This window comes from Streptomyces sp. NPDC055966 (assembly GCF_042269865.1).
Taxonomy (GTDB): Bacteria; Actinomycetota; Actinomycetes; order Streptomycetales; family Streptomycetaceae; genus Streptomyces.
Map to the genome: position 1 here is coordinate 328,688 of NZ_JBHJYK010000008.1, position 16,589 is coordinate 345,276.

Below are 16,589 nucleotides of genomic sequence, written 5' to 3' on the forward strand. Positions count from 1 at the left end.
TGCTCAGCGCTCCCCGCCCGGTACCCACAGCACGTCGCCCGTCTCCCCGTTGGCGCACCTGGCCAGGATGAACAACAGGTCGGACAGGCGGTTGAGGTAGGTGGCGGTGAGCGGGTTCATCGTCTCGCCGTGCACCTCCAGGGCCGCCCAGGTGGAGCGCTCGGCGCGGCGGACGACCGTGCAGGCCTGGTGGAGCAGGGCCGCGCCCGCGGTGCCGCCGGGCAGGATGAAGGACCGCAGCTTCTCCAGGCGTTCGTTGAAGCGGTCGCAGTCCGCCTCCAGCCGGTCGATGTAGAACTGCTCGACCCGCAGCGGCGGGAACTCCGGGTTCTCCACGACGGGCGTCGACAGGTCCGCACCCACGTCGAACAGGTCGTTCTGGACGCGGGTGAGGACCTGCACGACCTCCGCCTCCAGGCCGCCCAGCGCGAGCGCGGTGCCGATGACGGCGTTGGCCTCGTTGGCGTCGGCGTAGGCGGAGATCCTGAGGTCGGTCTTGGGCACCCGGCTCATGTCACCGAGGGCGGTGGTGCCCTTGTCGCCGGTCCGGGTGTAGATGCGCGTCAGATTGACCATAAGGCCAGCCTAGTTACGCTCCGGCCGTTCGGAACACTCGTGTGCCCACCGTCACCGCGAGCACCGCGAAGCCGACGGCGACGAGGCTGCCGTAGAGCATGTGCGCGGTGGCGTACCGGCCGATGTACGCGTCGCGCACCGCGTCCACGAGATAGCGGAACGGCACGAAGTGCGAGAGCACGTTCAGCCAGGTGGGCGCGAGGGTCATCGGGAGCATCAGGCCGGACAGCAGCATCGACGGCATCGACACCGCGTTGATCAGCGGGCCGAACTCCTGTGGGGTGCGCACCACCATGCCGAGCGCGTACGACAGCGAGGCCAGCGAGAGGGTGAGCAGGGCGACGAACGCGAAGCCGATCAGGATGCCGGTGAGCGGCGCCCGCAGGCCCATCGCCAGCGCGGCCAGCACCAGCAGCACCGCCTGGAAGACGAACACCGTGGCGTCGCGCAGCACCCGGCCGAGGAGCAGGGCGAGCCGGCTGACGGGGGTCACACGCATCCGCTCCAGCACCCCCTGCCCCTTCTCGATGATGACCGTGAACCCCGCGAACAGGGCGCCGAACAGGCCGAGTTGGAGCAGCAGGCCGGGCACCAGCACCTGCCAGGAGCTGCCGCCGCCGCCCAGTGGGAGCCGGGTGAGCAGCGGTCCGAAGAAGAGCAGATAGAGCAGTGGGGTGAGCACGCCGAAGAGCAGCGCGAAGCGGGAGCGCAGGGACTGGCGCAGATAGCGGCCGTAGACGAGGGCCGTGTCGTGGAGCAGCATCTTCTTCCTTTTTCTTCTTCCTCTGCGCCGGATCGCTAGACGGATACGGGGGCGGTGTCGGCCGGGGCGGGGCCGCGGCCGGTGATGGCGAGGAAGGTGTCCTGGAGGGTGGCGTCGAGCGAGCCGCCGTGCCGGAGCTTGAGCGCGCCCGGCGTGCCCTCGGCGGCGACCGTGCCCCGGTCGACGATCACCAGGCGGTCGGCGAGGGCGTCGGCCTCGTCCAGGTAGTGGGTGGTCAGGAACACGGTCGTGCCGTGCCGGTCGCGCAGCCGGCGGACCAGGTCCCACAGGTCGGCGCGGCTGGCGGGGTCGAGCCCGGTCGTCGGCTCGTCCAGGAAGAGCACCTTCGGGTGGTGCGTGAGCGCCATCGCGATGTCGAGGCGGCGGCGCTGCCCGCCGGAGAGGGCGGCCGTCTTCCGGTCGAGGAGGTCGCCGAGGTCCAGGTCGCGGGCGAGTTCCCCGGCCCGCCCGGTCGCCTCGGCCTTGGACAGCCGGTACATCCGGCCCTGGGTGACTAGTTCCTCCCGCACGGTGATCTGCGGATCGACCCCGCCGGACTGGGCGACGTACCCGGACACCCGGCGCACCCCGGCCGGGTCGCTCGCGAGGTCGTGCCCGGCGACGGTGGCCGCGCCGCCCGTCGGTTTCAGCAGGGTGGTGAGCATCCGCAGGGTGGTCGTCTTGCCGGCGCCGTTGGGTCCGAGGAAGCCGAGGATCTCGCCCTCGTGGACGGTGAGGTCGATGCCCCGGACGGCCTCGACGGGGCCGGCCTTGCTCTGGAAGGTGCGGGCGAGGCCCGCCGCGCTGATGACTGCTGCCATGCCGACCAGAAAAACAGAGTCCCTGGAATTTTGCAACGCCCCCAAAATTTCTACCTCTCCAACTTTTAAGTTGGTCCAGCGAAGCTAGGATGCGGACATGGCAGAGGGGCTCAGGGAGCGGAAGAAGCGGCAGACCAGGCAGTACATCTCGGATGTCGCCACGGGTCTGTTCCTGGAGCGTGGCTTCGAGGCCGTGACCGTCGCCGAGATCGCGGAGGCCGCCAACGTCTCCGTCAACACGGTCTACAACTACTTCCCGGCCAAGGAAGACCTCTTCTTCGACCGCTCGGCAGGTGTGGTCGACCGGCTCGCACGCTGGATCCGCAGCCGGGACGCGGGCGAGTCCGCCGCGGGCGCCGTCCTGCGCGAGCTGCGCGGCGAGGTCCAGGCCGTCTCGCCCCGGGTCGGCCTGATGGCGGGCTACGACCGCTTCATGCGGGTCATCCACGAGGCACCGCCGCTGCGCTCCCGGCTGTGGACGCTTCAGCAGGAGGTGCACGACAACGTGACCGCCGCCCTGCGCGAGGAGACCGGCGCCGCCGACGGCGACCCGCTGCCGGATCTGATGGCGGGTCAGATCTGCTGGATCCACCAGACGGTCTTCGTCACCATCGGCCGCGAGATGATGGCCGGCCGCGAACCGGGCGAAGTGTCCCGCGAGGTGCTCGCCCTCATCGACGAGATCGAGGACCTGCTGAGCGAACGGGTCCTCGGGTACGCGGTACGGGGGAGGGCCTAGCGGAACGCCCCGTGCCCGACGGCCGCGACGAACGACGCCCAGGGCCGGGCCGCGAAGAGGAGCACCGGACCGTCAGGGGCCTTGCTGTCGCGGACGGGGACGGCGGAGGGGAGGCTGTCGCAGACTTCGAGGCATTCGCCGCCGTCGGGGTTGCTGTGGCTGCTCTTGCGCCAGGTCACGCCGCTCAGGTCGATGGCTCGCACGGCACTTCCTCCAACATCCGCAGGATGAACTTCCGCGACTCGGCTGGGTTCAGCGCTCGGTCGCGCATGGCATCGTACGCACGTTGCAACTTCTCAACTGCCGCGTGTTCTTCGATCAGTTCACCACGGTGCGCGTTCTCCGTGTAGGCCACCGTAGTCCCGTTTGTCAGTCGCAGGAACATGACGGCGGTACTCACCAGACCGTGCAGGCCGGAACGGTCCGGCAACGCCTGAAGGCTGATGTTCGGACGCTCCGACATCTCCAGCAGATACTCCAGCTGCTCCCGCCATGCGCCCGCGTCGCGCAGCGGCGTGCGCAGCACCGTCTCGGCGATGAGGGCGCGGAACGGCGGGGCGTCATCGCCCTCCAGCAACATCCGCCGCCCGGTGCGGGCCGCCACCTGCTGGTCCAACTCCTTGCCCTTGTAGCCGCCAAGGGCAAGCACCTCGCGGGCGTAGGCATCTGTCTGCAGCAAACCCGGCAGGATGCTCACCCCGAAGTGCCACAGGCTCACCGCCTCCGCCTCTCGCATCATGTACCGCCGGTACTGCTGCTTGAACTGCGTCGGATCTGCCAGGGCCATCTCCCACATCGCCAGCAACAACCCCGGCGTCCCGTAGAACTGGTCCAGCGCCTCCGCCACCTCCGGGCCGCCCGGAGTCTCCCCGCTCTCCAGTTTCCTGAAGTGCGACGGGTCCCAGCCCACCGCGTCCGCCAGTGCCCGCAGGCTCAGGCCCCTGGTCGTGCGCAGGCGGCGGAGTTCTTCCGCGTAGCGCCGCCGGGGCTCCTGGCTGCGTCCGGTGACCACCCTCCGCACGGGCATGGTGCCCCCTCACATGGTCGGTGTGTGACAGGTCGGGCACGTAGCGTATCGAGCCGAATGGGACAACCGTGCCGCATCACGCGAAACGTCAACCGGCGTGAAGGCGCGAGGAATTCGGGATCGTGGAGTGACCGGCGTCTCACCACCTGAGACCGTGACACGCGTTACTAACCGCTCACACAGCGCCTCCGGAGCGCTAGGGTCCGCCGGAGAAGCAGACTTGGAGCGCGATTCAAGGGAGTCGTCAGTGGCACGGAAGCTCGCCGTCATCGGAGCCGGTCTCATGGGGTCCGGCATCGCTCAGGTCGCCGCACAGGCGGGCTGGGACGTCGTCCTGCGCGATGTCACCGACGAGGCACTGAAGCGTGGCACCGACGGCATCAAGGCCTCGTACGACAAGTTCGTCAGCAAGGGGAAGCTGGCGGCGGCGGACGCCGAGGCCGCCCTCGCCCGCATCACCGCCACCACGGACCTGGGCGCCGCCGCCGACGCCGACGTCGTCGTGGAGGCCGTCTTCGAGAAGCTGGAGGTCAAGCACGAGATCTTCCGCGCGCTCGACAAGATCGTGCGCCCGGACACCGTGCTCGCCTCCAACACCTCCGCCATCCCGATCACCAAGATCGCGGCGGCCACCGAGCACCCCGAGCGGGTCGTCGGCGTCCACTTCTTCTCGCCGGTGCCGATGATGCAGCTCGTCGAGCTGGTCCGCGGGTACAAGACGAGCGACGAAACCCTCGCCACCGCACGGGAGTTCGCCGAGTCCGTCGGCAAGACCTGCATCGTCGTCAACCGCGACGTGGCCGGCTTCGTGACCACCCGGCTCATCTCCGCGCTCGTCGTGGAGGCCACCAAGCTCTACGAGTCCGGGGTCGCCACCGCCGAGGACATCGACCTCGCCTGCAAGCTGGGCTTCGGCCACGCCATGGGCCCGCTCGCGACCGCCGACCTCACCGGCGTCGACATCCTGCTGCACGCCACGAGCAACATCTACACCGAGTCCCAGGACGAGAAGTTCGCCGCGCCGGAGCTGATGCGCCGGATGGTGGACGCCGGTGACATCGGCCGCAAGAGCGGGCAGGGCTTCTACAAGTACTGAGCACCATCTGTACGGGCATCCGCCGGATCTCACCCCCGGGAGTATCACTCCCCGGGGTGAATTCGGTATCGGTTCGCTTACAAACAGCAACCGCACCACCACTCGCACAGTCAGACGTTGCAACGTCACGGGTACCGATCAGGACGAGGCAGCGTCACGGAGAACGCCAACCGCACTCAACGGGGAGCGCTTATGCACATCAGGGGCGACCATGCCGAGCTGGTCGTCGGGGGCCGCCTCGACGTCCGCAGCGCGGCGGACGCCCGTACGGCCCTGCACCGCGCCGTCGATCACGGCATCGGCGACCTGGTGCTCGACCTGTCGGAACTGGACTCCTGGGACGCCACCGGGCTCGGGGTGATCATGGGCGCCCACCGGCGGGCCGGCCGCTGCGGTCGCCGTCTGGTGCTGCGCGGCGTCCCGCCGCAGATGCAGCGCCTGCTGGTGGCCACCCGGCTGCACCGCATCCTCGCCATCGAGGGTGGCATCGGCGTGGAGTCGCTGCCCCGCGTGTGACGCGCCGCACGGCCGGTCCCGGCATGTGAAGCGCCGGGCGGCCGGGACGGGTGCGCACTGCGTGGGCAATCCTCACCGGACCGTGACGTCCCGGACCGTACGGCACCCCGCCCTGTCGGAGATACTGAGCCAAGGTTTAGGGTTCGGTCGCCCGCTGCCTCGCAACCCTCGACCGAGCGGGCCCGGACCAGGAGCGACAACGCGGTGTGCGACAAGGCCGGGAGGGGCCGGATCACGGGCACACGACGCTTTTGGGGGGCAGGAAACCCATGGAACCGATGGAACCCATCGACCCGATCGACCCGGGACGTCCGGGCCACCTGGGACCCGAGGGACACGGACAGGCGCCGGGCCGCCGCGCGCCCCGGGAATCCCTCACCTCCGACTTCGGCACGAGCACGCCCCCGCCCGCCCGCACGGCGCAGCTCGTCGCCGGTGATCTGCTGCTGACCGTCAACCCCGTCGACGGCAGCGAGATAGAGCCCTGCCCGCCGGCCCAGCGCCCCGCCGCACCCCGCAAGCGCACCGCCGCCGAGCGCGCCGAGACCGAGCGGGCCGCCAGGCCGCCCGCCCCGGCCGGTCCCGCCCAGCCGCCGCTCGCCCTGCTGGAACGCCAGGACGAGCGCGAGCGCCTGGTCCGGCTGCTGGCCCGCGGCCGCTCCGTGCGCCTCACCGGCCCCGGCGGCTCCGGCCGCACCGCCCTGCTCGACCTCGTCGCCGAGGACTGCCAGGACCTCGCCCCCGACGGCGTGGTCCGGCTCAGCGGCTTCCGCCGAACCGCCGGCGACGTCCTCCACGACCTCTTCCACGCCGCGTACGACGCCCCCGGCCACCGCCCCGCCCCGGACGACCTGCGCGCGCTCGTCGCCGAGATCGGCGCGGTCGTCGTCCTGGACGACATCGAGTTCGGCGGCGCCGGTCTGGACGAGCTCCTCGACACCGCCCGCGAGTGCGCCTTCCTGATCGGCGCCACCCCCGACGTGCCCGCGCCCTCCGCCGCCTCCGCGGTCGAGGAGGTCTTCCTCGGCGGCCTCGACCGCGCCGCCGGTGTGCAGGTCCTGGAGCGCACCGTCGGCCGCGTCCTCACCGAGGAGGAGGCCAACTGGGCAGGCGACCTGTGGTTCGAGTCCGAGGGCCTGCCCCTGCGGTTCGTCCAGGCCGGCGCCCTGCTCCGGCAGCGCGACGAGCTCCGGGCCGGCCCGGAGCCGGCGGACCAGCACGACGAGTACGGCGCGTACGGCGTCTTCGATGACGCACGACCGGACGTGCGGCTGCCCGTGGACCTGACCGCGGAGCCGGCGGACGCCGTCCCGCTGCCCGCCCTCGGCGAGGCCGCCGCGCCCGCCCCGCTGCTCGCCTCCCGGCTCAGCGCCTCCGCCCGCGCCACCCTGCGCTTTGCCGTCGCCCTCGGCGGCGAGGTGCCGCACCAGGCGCATCTGCCGGCGCTGGTCGGCGACACCCACGCCGACGCCGCCCTCAGCGAGCTGGCCGCCTGCGGACTGGTCTCCCCGGTGGGCGCCCGCTACCGGCTCGCGGCCGGGGTGCAGACCCAGCTGGAGGCCGCCGGATACGCCGACGACGCCCCGGACCGGGCGCTCGCCGCCGCCGAGCACTACACCTGGTGGACCGGCCACCCCTCGGTCACTCCCGAGCGGGTGAGCGCGGAGGCCGACGCGGTGCTGGCCGCGCTCGCCGCCGTCGTCCCGCAGACCGCCGCGCCCGTCGACGGCGAGGAGAGCTGCGCGGTACGGCTCGCCCGTACGGCCGCGCCCTCCTTCGCCGCCGGGCTCCAGTGGGGCGCGTGGGAGCGCGCGCTGCGTTCCGGTGCGGAGGCCGCCCGCCCGGCCGGTGACATACATGAACAGGCCTATTTTCACCATGAGTTGGGTGTCCTGGCGCTCTGCTGCGGCCAGCTGGACCGGGCCCGCGCAGAGTTGGAGGCGTCCATCGGGCTGCGCGGCGCCCTCGCCGACAAGCGGGGCACCGTCGCCGGGCGCCGGGCCCTCGCGCTGGTCGCCGACCGCTCGGGCGAGCTGCCCGGGATCACGGCCATGGCGGGGGAGGAGCTGCCGGAGATACGGCACGAGGAGTCGGCGCCGCCGCCGTACGCTCCGCTCGGCGAGCCCCTGGTCACCCAGCAGCTGCCCGCGGGCCCGGCGCGCGGCGGGATCGGTGGCATCCGCCGGCTGGCCCGCCGCAACCTGGTGGCGGCCGGCTCCGGCGCGCTGCTCGCCGCGGTCCTCGGCACGGTCGTCACGCTCGGCATGACGTCCCACGAGAACGCCGGCAAGAACCCGGCCGGCAAGGTCGACGTCAACCCCTCCATCAGCGAGGGCACGGACGGCGGCTCCCTCGGCGCGGACCCCGGGCAGAGCCGCGGCGGCGGTACGACGGGCGGGGCGACCGGGCGGCCTACGACCGCCGGCTCGGGCGGCACGTCCGCCACGACGGGCGGCTCGGGGCCGTCGACGGACCCGGCACGGCCGTCGGAGAGCATCAGCCCGTCCGGGTCCGGCAGGACCTCGACCCCGCCGTCCAAGTCGCCCAAGCCGTCGGGGTCCTCCACCTCGCCGACGGGCGGGACGTCCGGCAGCGGCACGGGAGGGTCCACGGGCAGCTCCAGCGGGAGCCCGTCGGGCGGCACGACTACCGGCGGTGGCTCGGGCACGGGCGGCACGTCGACGGGCGGTGGCTCGGGCACAGGGGGCACGACGGCCGGCGGTGGCACCGGCGGCACGACGACTGGCGGTGGCTCGGGCAGTACGACGACCGGTGGTGGCTCGGGCAGCACGACCACTGGTGGTGGCTCGGGCAGCACGACCAGCGGATCCACCACCGGCACGACCGGCACCACGACGAGCAGCGCGTCGGCGCCCCAGAGCGCACCGCAGCCTTCCGGCACGGTGGCCTGACCGTCCCGCGCCGCCCGCCCCTCTCGAAAGGGGCGGGCGGCGCGGAACAGGGCCCGCTAGAACAGCCGCAGCTTGTCGTCCTCGATGCCGCGCAGGGCGTCGTAGTCCAGGATCTGGCAGTTGATGCCGCGGTCGGTGGCGAGGACGCGGGCCTGGGGCTTGATCTCCTGGGCGGCGAAGACACCGCGGACCGGGGCCAGGTGCGGGTCGCGGTTCAACAGGTCCAGGTAGCGCGTCAGTTGCTCCACGCCGTCGATCTCGCCCCGGCGCTTGATCTCGACCGCCACCGTCGCGCCGTCCGCGTCCCGGCACAGGATGTCCACCGGGCCGATGGCCGTCATGTACTCGCGGCGGATCAGGGTGTAGCCCTCGCCCAGGGTCTCGATGCGGTCGGCGAGGAGTTCCTGGAGGTGCGCTTCCACGCCGTCCTTGATCAGGCCGGGGTCCACGCCGAGTTCGTGCGAGGAGTCGTGGAGGATCTCCTCCATCGTGATGATCAGTTTCTCGCCCGCCTTGTTGACGACCGTCCAGACGCCGTCTTCCTCGCCGCTTCCTTCCTTCAGCGTGCAGGGCGGCGACATCCAGTTCAGGGGCTTGTAGGCCCGGTCGTCCGCGTGGATGGAGACGCTGCCGTCCGCCTTGACCAGGATCAGTCGGGGCGCCGAGGGCAGGTGGGCGGTGAGCCGGCCGGCGTAGTCGACCGAGCAGCGGGCAATGACGAGACGCATGGTCGGCAACGCTACTCGACACCCCGAGGTGCGCGCGATTCGCCCGCCCTGCTCCCGAACGATCGCCCCAATTGTCCCTGGAAACTCTTGTTCATCCCTGGCCGATTGTGCGCGTAACGGGACCGTTCCATATACGCATTCTGCTGGTGTGGTCACCTACGGTTGCCTACCGTAGGGAACGTGAGGTCGCGGCGTATGTACGGAGCGTGTTCGACATCGCGAACTCCCTTACCTGTCCGGCAACCCCTGCTCCCTGCGGGGGTGCGAGAGGAGAACCCATGTCGCTCGACGTCTCACCGGCCCTACTCGAACAGGCCGAGCGAGGCGAGGTCGACGAAGCAGAATTCGTCGACTGCGTCCGGACCTCCCTGCCTTACGCATGGGAGATGATCAGCTCCCTGGTGGCGCGGCTGAAGGTCGACGGCGGTCCGTTCGCCGACAACCTGACGCCCCCGCCGGACGAGCAGGCACGCGGTCAGCTGTTGCGCGCGCTCGCGAGTGATGCCATCCGCGGCGCGCTGCAGCGGCACTTCGGTGTGCGTCTGGCCTTCCAGAACTGCCACCGGGTGGCGGTGTTCCCGCTGGACGCCTCGGCGGACGAGACCTTGGCTCGCTTCACGTCGGTGCGCAACCAGTTGCTCAACCAGTCGCCGGAGCTTCGGGACTGCTGACGGGCTGCCCCGCCACGACACCGGCAGTGAGCCGCTTGCTTGCCGCTCCACTCGCGGGAGGTGCTTTCACCACTGGGGCGGCAAGCCCCCCAGGTGGCTTGCGCGAAAGGCCCGTTGGATCAACGCAGTTGAGGCAGGACCTCGGTGCCCAGCCGCCGCAGGTTCTCCTCGGTCGCGGCGAGGTCGCCCGAGCCCTCGACGAGGAGGGCGAAGCGGGAGATGCCCGTGCGCTCCGAGGTGGCCGCGAGCCGGTCGGCGGCGAGCCGCGGGGTGCCCACCGGGTGCAGGCCGCAGAGCAGTTCGGTGTAGGCGTACGGATCGCGCATCTGACGCGTCCGCCCGTCGACCGTCACATGCGCCTCCAGCCCCTGCTTCAGCCAGCCCGGCATCGCCTTCAGCAGGGTCTCCACCGCGTCCGTGCGCCGGTCCGCGAGCTGGCACACCCCGGCCGAGACGTGCGCCGCCCCCGCGATCTCCTCGGCGGGCCGGCCCGCCGCCCGGGCGCAGCGCCGCCACAGGGCGACCATCTCGGCCTTCTCCTCGTCCCCGACGTGCATGCCGAGGAGCATGGGCAGCCCGCGCTCGGCGGCCAGCCGCACGCTCGCCGGGGAGGTGCAGGCGACGACGACCTCGGGGCCGGGCGTCTCCGTCAGCCCGTCCGAGGGCCGGGGTACGACGGCCACCTCACGGAAGGCGAACCGCTCGCCCTCGCCCGCCACCCGCGGCTCGCGCAGCCAGCGCAGCAGCAGATCGAGTGACTCCGGGAATCCGTGTTCGTACGCGCCGAGGCCCATGCCGAAAACCTCCAGGTCCACCCAGGGGCCGCCGCGGCCCACGCCCAGCGTGAACCGGCCGCCGCTCGTCAGATGCAGCAGCGCGGCCTGCTCGCCGAGGGCCACCGGGTGCGCGGTGGGCAGTACGCTGACCGCCGTACCGACCCGGATGCGGTGGGTGCGGCCGAGCAGATACGCGGCCAGGGTGACCGCGGACGGGCATGTGCCGTACGGCACGAAGTGGTGCTCGGCCAGCCAGACCGCGTCCAGCCCGGCCTCCTCGGCGACCTCCGCCGAGCGGACCGCCCGGTGCAGGGCCTCTCCCGGACCCTGGCCCGGGAACTGGGCGCCCAGCACAAAGCTTCCTACGTACATCGCGTTTCCTGCTTCCTTGGCCCCGACCCGGAGCTCCCCCACCCGGCATAACCGTCCGACACGTGCCCAGGACACGGCTTGGCGGAGGGATTTGCCGATTGTCTTCAGAATGACGGGCCCTGGAGGGCGACTTGTAGGGGTTGGAGCTCTTCGCGTACCCCGCTCGGCGGCGCGTACGCTGGACGGAGCCCGTGCTTCCCCGTGCAGCCCCGAGAGGTGTCCCGTGTCCCCGCGCCGCAACCGACCGAAGGCAGCCGGATCGCCGGGCCACAGTGCCGAGGACGACCGCACCGGCCGGTACGGCGGCTGGCAGTCGACCGAGGACTGGCAGGGCGAGGAGTGGAGCGTGCGCCATGTCGCCGGGGCGAGCGCGCAGGGCAAGACCTACCGCTGCCCGGGCTGCGACCAGCTGATCCCCTCCGGAGTCCCGCACGTGGTGGCCTGGCCCGAGCACGCGGGCGTGGACGACCGCCGGCACTGGCACAAGGCGTGCTGGAACGCGAAGGACCGCCGCACCACGCGGGTGCAGCGGTCCCGTAACGCGCCGAAGTTCTGAGGGCCGGGCCTCGGCGTCACACGTCCCGGCTGCGCAGCAGCGCGAAGGCACCGGCGTACGCCGCGACCGTCACGCCCAGCATGATCCACAGCGGGTCCCAGCCCGACGGGCCGGACGTGCTCAGCGAGTTGGAGTAGAACACGCTCATCTGGTTCGGGATCGAGTACTCCAGCAGCCACTCGCGGAGCTTGTGCAGCGACTCGGAGAACATGAACAGCGCGATCACCAGCGGCGCGAGCAGCAGGCCGATCATGATCGTGATGGCGCCCGCCGAGTGCCGGATGATCGAGCCGATGAGCAGCGAGAGCAAGCCGAGCAGCGCGATGTAGAGGCTCACGCCGACGGTGGCCTTGAACCACTCGCTGCCGGTCGGCGTCCGCGCGCCGTTGCCCTGCACCATGGCGTTCTGCACCATCGCCACGAACGCGGCGCAGGCCAGCGTGATCACGAAGGCCAGGACGAAGAACACGATCGCCTTCGCGGCCAGCACCCGGCTGCGGCTCGGGCACGCCGTCATCGTCGTCCGGATCATGCCCGTGCCGTACTCGGACGCCGTGGTCAGCACGCCGAGGGTCATGATGCACATGCTGCCGAGCAGCAGCCCGAAGAAGCCGAGCTGGAGCGGGCTCTGGTCGTTCATCTGCGAGGAGGAGCGGCTGACCACCGCGCCGGCCAGCAGGCCGATGCCGACGACGAGCAGCACGAAGACGCCGAGCGTCCAGATCGTCGACCGCACCGACTTGATCTTCGTCCACTCGGAGGCCAGCGCGTGCCCGAGGTGGGCGCGCACGACCGGGATCGGCGAGGTGTAACCGGGGTACTGCCCGCCGGGTGCCGCCTGCCAGTCGGGAGCGGCAGCTGCGGGTGCCTGCGGCATCGGGGGCTGGTGGGTGCTCATCGGGCGTCGTCCTTGGGCTGGGTCCGGGTCAGGTCGGCGGGTGCGGGGGCGGGCGCGGCGGCCGGTGCCGGGGGAGCGGTGGGCGCCGGGCCCTGCGCGTACGGGTTCGGGGCGCCCGGGGCGGGGTGGCCCTGCGGGGCCTGCGGGGCGCCGTACGGGCCCGGCTGTGCGCCGTAGGGGCCGCCGGCCGGGGCCTGGCCCGGGACGGGCTGCCCGCCCTGCTGGGGCGGCGGCGGGGCGTACCAGCCGGGCTGGCCCTGGCCGGGCACCGGCATGGGCGGCTGCGCGCCGGGCGGCAGCGGCTGCTGCAGGCCCGCCTTCTGGTCGATGGTCGAGCGGTAGTCCACGGCGCCCTGCGTCATCCGCATGTACGCCTCCTCCAGCGAGGCCTGGTGCGGCGACAGCTCCCACAGCCGCACGTCCGCCGCGTGCGCGAGGTCGCTGATCCGGGGCAGCGGCAGCCCGGTCACCCGCAGCGCGCCGTCCTGCTCCGGCAGCACGTGGCCGCCGGCCTCGGTGAGCGCGGAGGTCAGCTTCTCGCGCAGCTGGGGCTCGGTGTCGGGGGTGCGCACGCGCGCGAAGTCGGCGGAGTTGGCCGAGATGAAGTCCGTCACGCTCATGTCGGAGAGCAGCTGGCCGCGGCCGATGACGATGAGGTGGTCGGCGGTCAGCGCCATCTCGCTCATCAGGTGCGAGGAGACGAAGACCGTACGGCCCTCCGCCGCGAGCGCCTTCATCAGGTTGCGGACCCAGAGGATGCCCTCGGGGTCGAGGCCGTTGACCGGCTCGTCGAACAGCAGCACCTGCGGGTCGCCGAGGAGCGCGGCGGCGATGCCCAGGCGCTGCCCCATGCCGAGCGAGAACCCCTTGGAGCGCTTTTTGGCCACGTCCTGGAGGCCGACGACCCCGAGCACCTCGTCCACGCGCCGGGCCGGGATGCCCGACAGCTGGGCGAGGCTCAGCAGGTGGTTGCGCGCGCTGCGCCCGCCGTGCACGGCCTTGGCGTCGAGCAGCGCGCCGACCTGGCGGGGCGCGTTGGGCAGCTTGCGGTACGGGTAGCCGCCGATGGTCACGGTGCCGGACGTGGGGTTGTCCAGCCCGAGGATCATCCGCATCGTCGTCGACTTGCCCGAGCCGTTCGGCCCGAGGAAGCCGGTCACGGTTCCCGGTCGCACCTGGAAGGAAAGGTTGTACACGGCGGTCTTGTCGCCGTAGCGCTTGGTCAGGCCGACAGCCTCGATCATGCTCCGCACCCATCGAAAGGATCTGGACAGCGGGGCGCACGCCCCCGTAAGGGTTAGGAGGATATCGAGCGGCTGACGGTTCCGCTCAAAAGAAAGTAAAGCCTGAGCATCACGAAGCGTGAACAATCGGCCTACTGCGCGTCCCGCCGCTTCAGCAGCACGTATCCGCCCGCGAGCGCCGCGAGCACCCACAGCACCATGATCCCGAGCCCGCCCCAGGGCCCGTACGGCCGCTCGTCGCCGAGTCTCGGCACCACCTGCATGATCCGGCTGCCCGCCTGGTCCGGCAGGAACCGGCCGATCTTCTTGGTCGCGTCGACGTTGCCGAGGACGGTGGAGATCAGGAAGAAGAACGGCATCAGGATGCCGAGCGAGAGCATCGGCGAGCGCAGCATCGCCGCGACCCCCATCGAGAACACCGCGATCAGCGTCATGTACAGCCCGCCGCCGACCACCGCGCGCAGCACCCCGGGATCCCCGAGGTGCGCCCGGTACGGGCCGAGCACCGCCTGCCCGAGGAAGAACGCGGCGAAGCTCGTCGCCATCGCGACGACCAGCGCGAGCGCGGCGGCCACGGCGACCTTGCTGAACAGGAAGGTGGCGCGGCGCGGCACGGCGGCCAGCGAGACGAGGATCATGCCTGTGCTGTACTCGTTCGACACGACCAGCACACCGAACACGATCATGGCGAGCTGGCCGAGGCTCATGCCCGCGAAGGACACGAAGGTCGGGTCGAACGACAGCCGGTCCGTGACCGGCATCGAGGCGAACTGGCCGCGGGACAGCGCCGAGATGAGCATGCCGAGCGCGATCGTGACGACCAGAGCCACCGACAGCGTCCACACCGTCGACGCCACCGACCGGATCTTCGTCCACTCGGACCGGATGACCTGACCGGCCGCCATGGCGCTCACGCCCCCTTCCAGCCGGCGCCCCAGTCCTGCGGGGCGGGTTCCGGTTCCGGGCCGGCCTGCGCGTGGTACTCCACCGACTCCGCCGTCAGCCGCATGAACGCCTCCTCCAGCGACGCCTGCTGGGTGCTCAGCTCGTGCAGCACGATCCCGTGCCGCGCCGCCAGCTCGCCGATCCGCTCGGCCTTGCCCCCGTCCACCTCCAGCGCCTCCCCGCCCGCCTCGACGACGGTGACCCCGTCCTCGTGCAGCACGTCGAGCAGCCGCTCCCGCTGGGGCGAGCGGATCCGGACGTACGCGCGCGCGTTGTCCCGGATGAAGGCGGCCATGGACGTGTCCGCGAGCAGCCGCCCCTGCCCGATGACCACCAGATGATCGGCGGTCAGCGCCATCTCGCTCATCAGATGACTGGAGACGAACACCGTCCGCCCCTGCGCGGCCAGCGACTTCATCAGGTTCCGGATCCAGTGGATGCCCTCCGGGTCGAGCCCGTTGACCGGCTCGTCGAACATCAGGATCCGCGGATCGCCGAGCAGCGCCCCGGCGATCCCGAGCCGCTGCCCCATGCCGTACGAGAACCCCTTGGCCTTCTTGCGCGCCACGGCGGTCAGTCCGACGGCCTCCAGCACCTTGCCGACCCGGCTCCTCGGAATGCCGTTGCTCTGCGCGAGGCAGAGCAGATGGTTGTACGCGCTGCGCCCGCCGTGCACGGCCTTGGCGTCCAGCAGCGCCCCGATGTACGTCAGCGGGTCCGCCAGCTGGTCGTAGTGCCTGCCGTCGATCCGGACGTCCCCGGCGGTGGGGTGGTCGAGCCCGAGGATCATCCGCATGGTGGTGGACTTCCCGGCCCCGTTGGGCCCGAGGAAGCCGGTCACGATGCCGGGTCTGACCTGGAAGGTGAGATGGTCGACCGCCACCTTCTCGCCGTACCGCTTGGTCAGCCCCGCCAGCTCGATCATGCGGCCACGCTAAGACGAGCGAAAGCCCCCTGCCACCGGAGTGGAAGGGGGCTTCGCCCGGTTCGGCTACCGTGCGCGCGAGCGTTACCGCGTCTGCTGCGCCGGCACCCCACGGGAGATGGGCTCGTCCTCACCCGGCGCACCGGCGGCAGCCACCGCGGCGCCGGTCAGCGTGGCCAGCATCTCGCGGACGTTGGTCAGCTGGGCGTTGATGCTGTCGCGGCGGTTGGTCAGCGCAGCGAGCTCGCGCTCGGATTCCGACCGGATCCGGTCCGCCTTGGCGTTGGCGTCGGCCACGATGTCCTCGGCCTGGCGCTGGGCCGTCTCCACCGTCTGGCGGGCGCGGCGCTCGGCGTCCGTGCGCAGCTTCTCCGCCTCCAGGCGCAGCTGCTCCGCGCGGTGCTCGATCTCCGCCAGCCGCTTCTCGGCCTTCTGCTGGCGCGAGGCCAGGTCGCGCTCCGACTGCTCGCGGCGCTTGGCGAGGTTCGTCTCGAAGTCGGCGGCGGCCTGCGCGGCCTTGGCGCGGGTCTCCTCGAAGAGGGCGTCCGCCTCCTCGCGCTTGGACTGCGCGTCCTTCTGCGCCTCGGTGCGCAGCTGGGCCGCGTCGCCCTTGGCCTTCTCGACGATCCGGACGCCCTCGTCCTCGGCCTTGGCCTTGCGCTCGGCGGCGTAGGACTCGGCGTCGTTGCGGACCTGCTGGGCCGCCGACTCGGCGAGGTCGCGGTGCTGTTCGGCCGCCCGCCGGGCCTCCTCACGCAGCTCCTTGGCCTCTTCCTCGGCCAGGCGCAGGATCTTCTCGACCCGCGCGCCGAGACCCGCGTACGACGGCTCGGCGTCGGTGACCTGGGCCTGGGCGTTCTGCGTTTCGAGGTGGAGCTCCTCGATGCGCTTCTCCAGGGCGGTGATCCGGGTGAGAGCGCTGTCACGGTCGGAGACGAGCTTGGAGATACGTTCGTCCACCTGAGCGCGGTCGTACCCACGCCGCACAAGCTCGAAGCCGTAGGGGGAAGTGTCGCTCATGGGG

Annotated in this window: 18 protein-coding genes; 6 read left to right on the top strand and 12 right to left on the bottom strand. The window is 71.6% G+C overall.

Going from position 1 to position 16,589, the window contains the following annotated elements; genetic code table 11:
- Positions 1 to 3 precede the first annotated feature (3 nt).
- The 3 genes from ACFC8N_RS19735 to ACFC8N_RS19745 are packed head-to-tail and all read right to left on the bottom strand — an operon-like array spanning position 4 to position 2,160.
- Positions 4 to 576 carry a cob(I)yrinic acid a,c-diamide adenosyltransferase gene (locus ACFC8N_RS19735; RefSeq protein ID WP_362818760.1) on the bottom strand — a complete coding sequence of 191 codons (573 nt, stop codon included), beginning with the start codon at positions 574 to 576 and terminating at the stop codon, positions 4 to 6.
- Positions 577 to 589: 13 nt separating this feature from the next.
- Entirely contained in the window at positions 590 to 1,339 is a 750-nt protein-coding gene (locus ACFC8N_RS19740) for an ABC transporter permease (protein ID WP_356027773.1), read from the bottom strand.
- Positions 1,340 to 1,374: 35 nt separating this feature from the next.
- Entirely contained in the window at positions 1,375 to 2,160 is a 786-nt protein-coding gene (locus tag ACFC8N_RS19745) for an ATP-binding cassette domain-containing protein (protein ID WP_362818764.1), read from the bottom strand.
- Between the two features lie 97 nt (positions 2,161 to 2,257).
- Between ACFC8N_RS19745 and ACFC8N_RS19750 the strand changes: the two genes are divergently transcribed.
- Positions 2,258 to 2,899 carry a TetR/AcrR family transcriptional regulator gene (locus ACFC8N_RS19750; protein ID WP_376288896.1) on the top strand — a complete coding sequence of 214 codons (642 nt, stop codon included), beginning with the start codon at positions 2,258 to 2,260 and terminating at the stop codon, positions 2,897 to 2,899.
- Here ACFC8N_RS19750 and ACFC8N_RS19755 read toward each other — a convergent pair.
- On the bottom strand, positions 2,896 to 3,102 hold the full coding sequence (locus ACFC8N_RS19755) for a DUF397 domain-containing protein (protein ID WP_376288897.1): 207 nt from the start codon (positions 3,100 to 3,102) through the stop codon (positions 2,896 to 2,898). The genes ACFC8N_RS19750 and ACFC8N_RS19755 overlap by 4 nt on opposite strands.
- Positions 3,084 to 3,926 (bottom strand): helix-turn-helix transcriptional regulator, encoded by an 843-nt coding sequence (locus ACFC8N_RS19760; protein ID WP_356027781.1) that lies wholly within the window; start codon positions 3,924 to 3,926, stop codon positions 3,084 to 3,086. Before ACFC8N_RS19760 ends, ACFC8N_RS19755 begins: the two co-directional genes overlap by 19 nt.
- A gap of 247 nt (positions 3,927 to 4,173) precedes the next feature.
- Here ACFC8N_RS19760 and ACFC8N_RS19765 point away from each other — a divergent pair, with 247 nt between their 5' ends.
- The 3 genes from ACFC8N_RS19765 (at position 4,174) to ACFC8N_RS19775 (ending at position 8,450) form a co-directional block, all read left to right on the top strand.
- Positions 4,174 to 5,022 (top strand): 3-hydroxyacyl-CoA dehydrogenase family protein, encoded by an 849-nt coding sequence (locus ACFC8N_RS19765; protein WP_376288898.1) that lies wholly within the window; start codon positions 4,174 to 4,176, stop codon positions 5,020 to 5,022.
- Between the two features lie 192 nt (positions 5,023 to 5,214).
- Positions 5,215 to 5,538, top strand: a complete 324-nt coding sequence (locus ACFC8N_RS19770) for an STAS domain-containing protein (protein ID WP_356027785.1) — start codon at positions 5,215 to 5,217, stop codon at positions 5,536 to 5,538.
- Positions 5,539 to 5,807: 269 nt separating this feature from the next.
- Entirely contained in the window at positions 5,808 to 8,450 is a 2,643-nt protein-coding gene (locus ACFC8N_RS19775) for an ATP-binding protein (protein WP_376288899.1), read from the top strand.
- A 56-nt stretch (positions 8,451 to 8,506) separates the two neighbouring features.
- Here the strand turns inward: ACFC8N_RS19775 and nucS are convergent, their stop codons facing one another.
- Positions 8,507 to 9,178, bottom strand: coding sequence for an endonuclease NucS (nucS, locus tag ACFC8N_RS19780; RefSeq protein ID WP_071376419.1), 672 nt, complete (start codon positions 9,176 to 9,178; stop codon positions 8,507 to 8,509).
- A 278-nt stretch (positions 9,179 to 9,456) separates the two neighbouring features.
- Here nucS and ACFC8N_RS19785 point away from each other — a divergent pair, with 278 nt between their 5' ends.
- Entirely contained in the window at positions 9,457 to 9,849 is a 393-nt protein-coding gene (locus tag ACFC8N_RS19785; RefSeq protein ID WP_356027789.1) for an SCO5389 family protein, read from the top strand.
- A gap of 119 nt (positions 9,850 to 9,968) precedes the next feature.
- Here ACFC8N_RS19785 and ACFC8N_RS19790 read toward each other — a convergent pair whose 3' ends face one another.
- Positions 9,969 to 10,997 carry an LLM class flavin-dependent oxidoreductase gene (locus ACFC8N_RS19790; RefSeq protein ID WP_356027791.1) on the bottom strand — a complete coding sequence of 343 codons (1,029 nt, stop codon included), beginning with the start codon at positions 10,995 to 10,997 and terminating at the stop codon, positions 9,969 to 9,971.
- A 223-nt stretch (positions 10,998 to 11,220) separates the two neighbouring features.
- Between ACFC8N_RS19790 and ACFC8N_RS19795 the strand changes: the two genes are divergently transcribed.
- Complete coding sequence (locus ACFC8N_RS19795) at positions 11,221 to 11,553, top strand: ATP/GTP-binding protein (RefSeq protein WP_376288900.1); 333 nt, start codon at positions 11,221 to 11,223, stop codon at positions 11,551 to 11,553.
- A 16-nt stretch (positions 11,554 to 11,569) separates the two neighbouring features.
- Here ACFC8N_RS19795 and ACFC8N_RS19800 read toward each other — a convergent pair whose 3' ends face one another.
- From ACFC8N_RS19800 to ACFC8N_RS19820, 5 genes are all read right to left on the bottom strand, one after another.
- Complete coding sequence (locus tag ACFC8N_RS19800) at positions 11,570 to 12,451, bottom strand: ABC transporter permease (RefSeq protein WP_356027795.1); 882 nt, start codon at positions 12,449 to 12,451, stop codon at positions 11,570 to 11,572.
- Entirely contained in the window at positions 12,448 to 13,695 is a 1,248-nt protein-coding gene (locus ACFC8N_RS19805; protein WP_356027797.1) for an ABC transporter ATP-binding protein, read from the bottom strand. Before ACFC8N_RS19805 ends, ACFC8N_RS19800 begins: the two co-directional genes overlap by 4 nt.
- Before the next feature lie 131 nt (positions 13,696 to 13,826).
- Positions 13,827 to 14,600 carry an ABC transporter permease gene (locus ACFC8N_RS19810; RefSeq protein ID WP_356027895.1) on the bottom strand — a complete coding sequence of 258 codons (774 nt, stop codon included), beginning with the start codon at positions 14,598 to 14,600 and terminating at the stop codon, positions 13,827 to 13,829.
- A 5-nt stretch (positions 14,601 to 14,605) separates the two neighbouring features.
- Positions 14,606 to 15,565: an ABC transporter ATP-binding protein gene (locus ACFC8N_RS19815; RefSeq protein WP_376288901.1), complete on the bottom strand. Its 960-nt coding sequence runs from the start codon at positions 15,563 to 15,565 to the stop codon at positions 14,606 to 14,608.
- 84 nt (positions 15,566 to 15,649) lie between these two features.
- Entirely contained in the window at positions 15,650 to 16,585 is a 936-nt protein-coding gene (locus tag ACFC8N_RS19820; RefSeq protein WP_356027801.1) for a cellulose-binding protein, read from the bottom strand.
- Positions 16,586 to 16,589 lie beyond the last annotated feature (4 nt).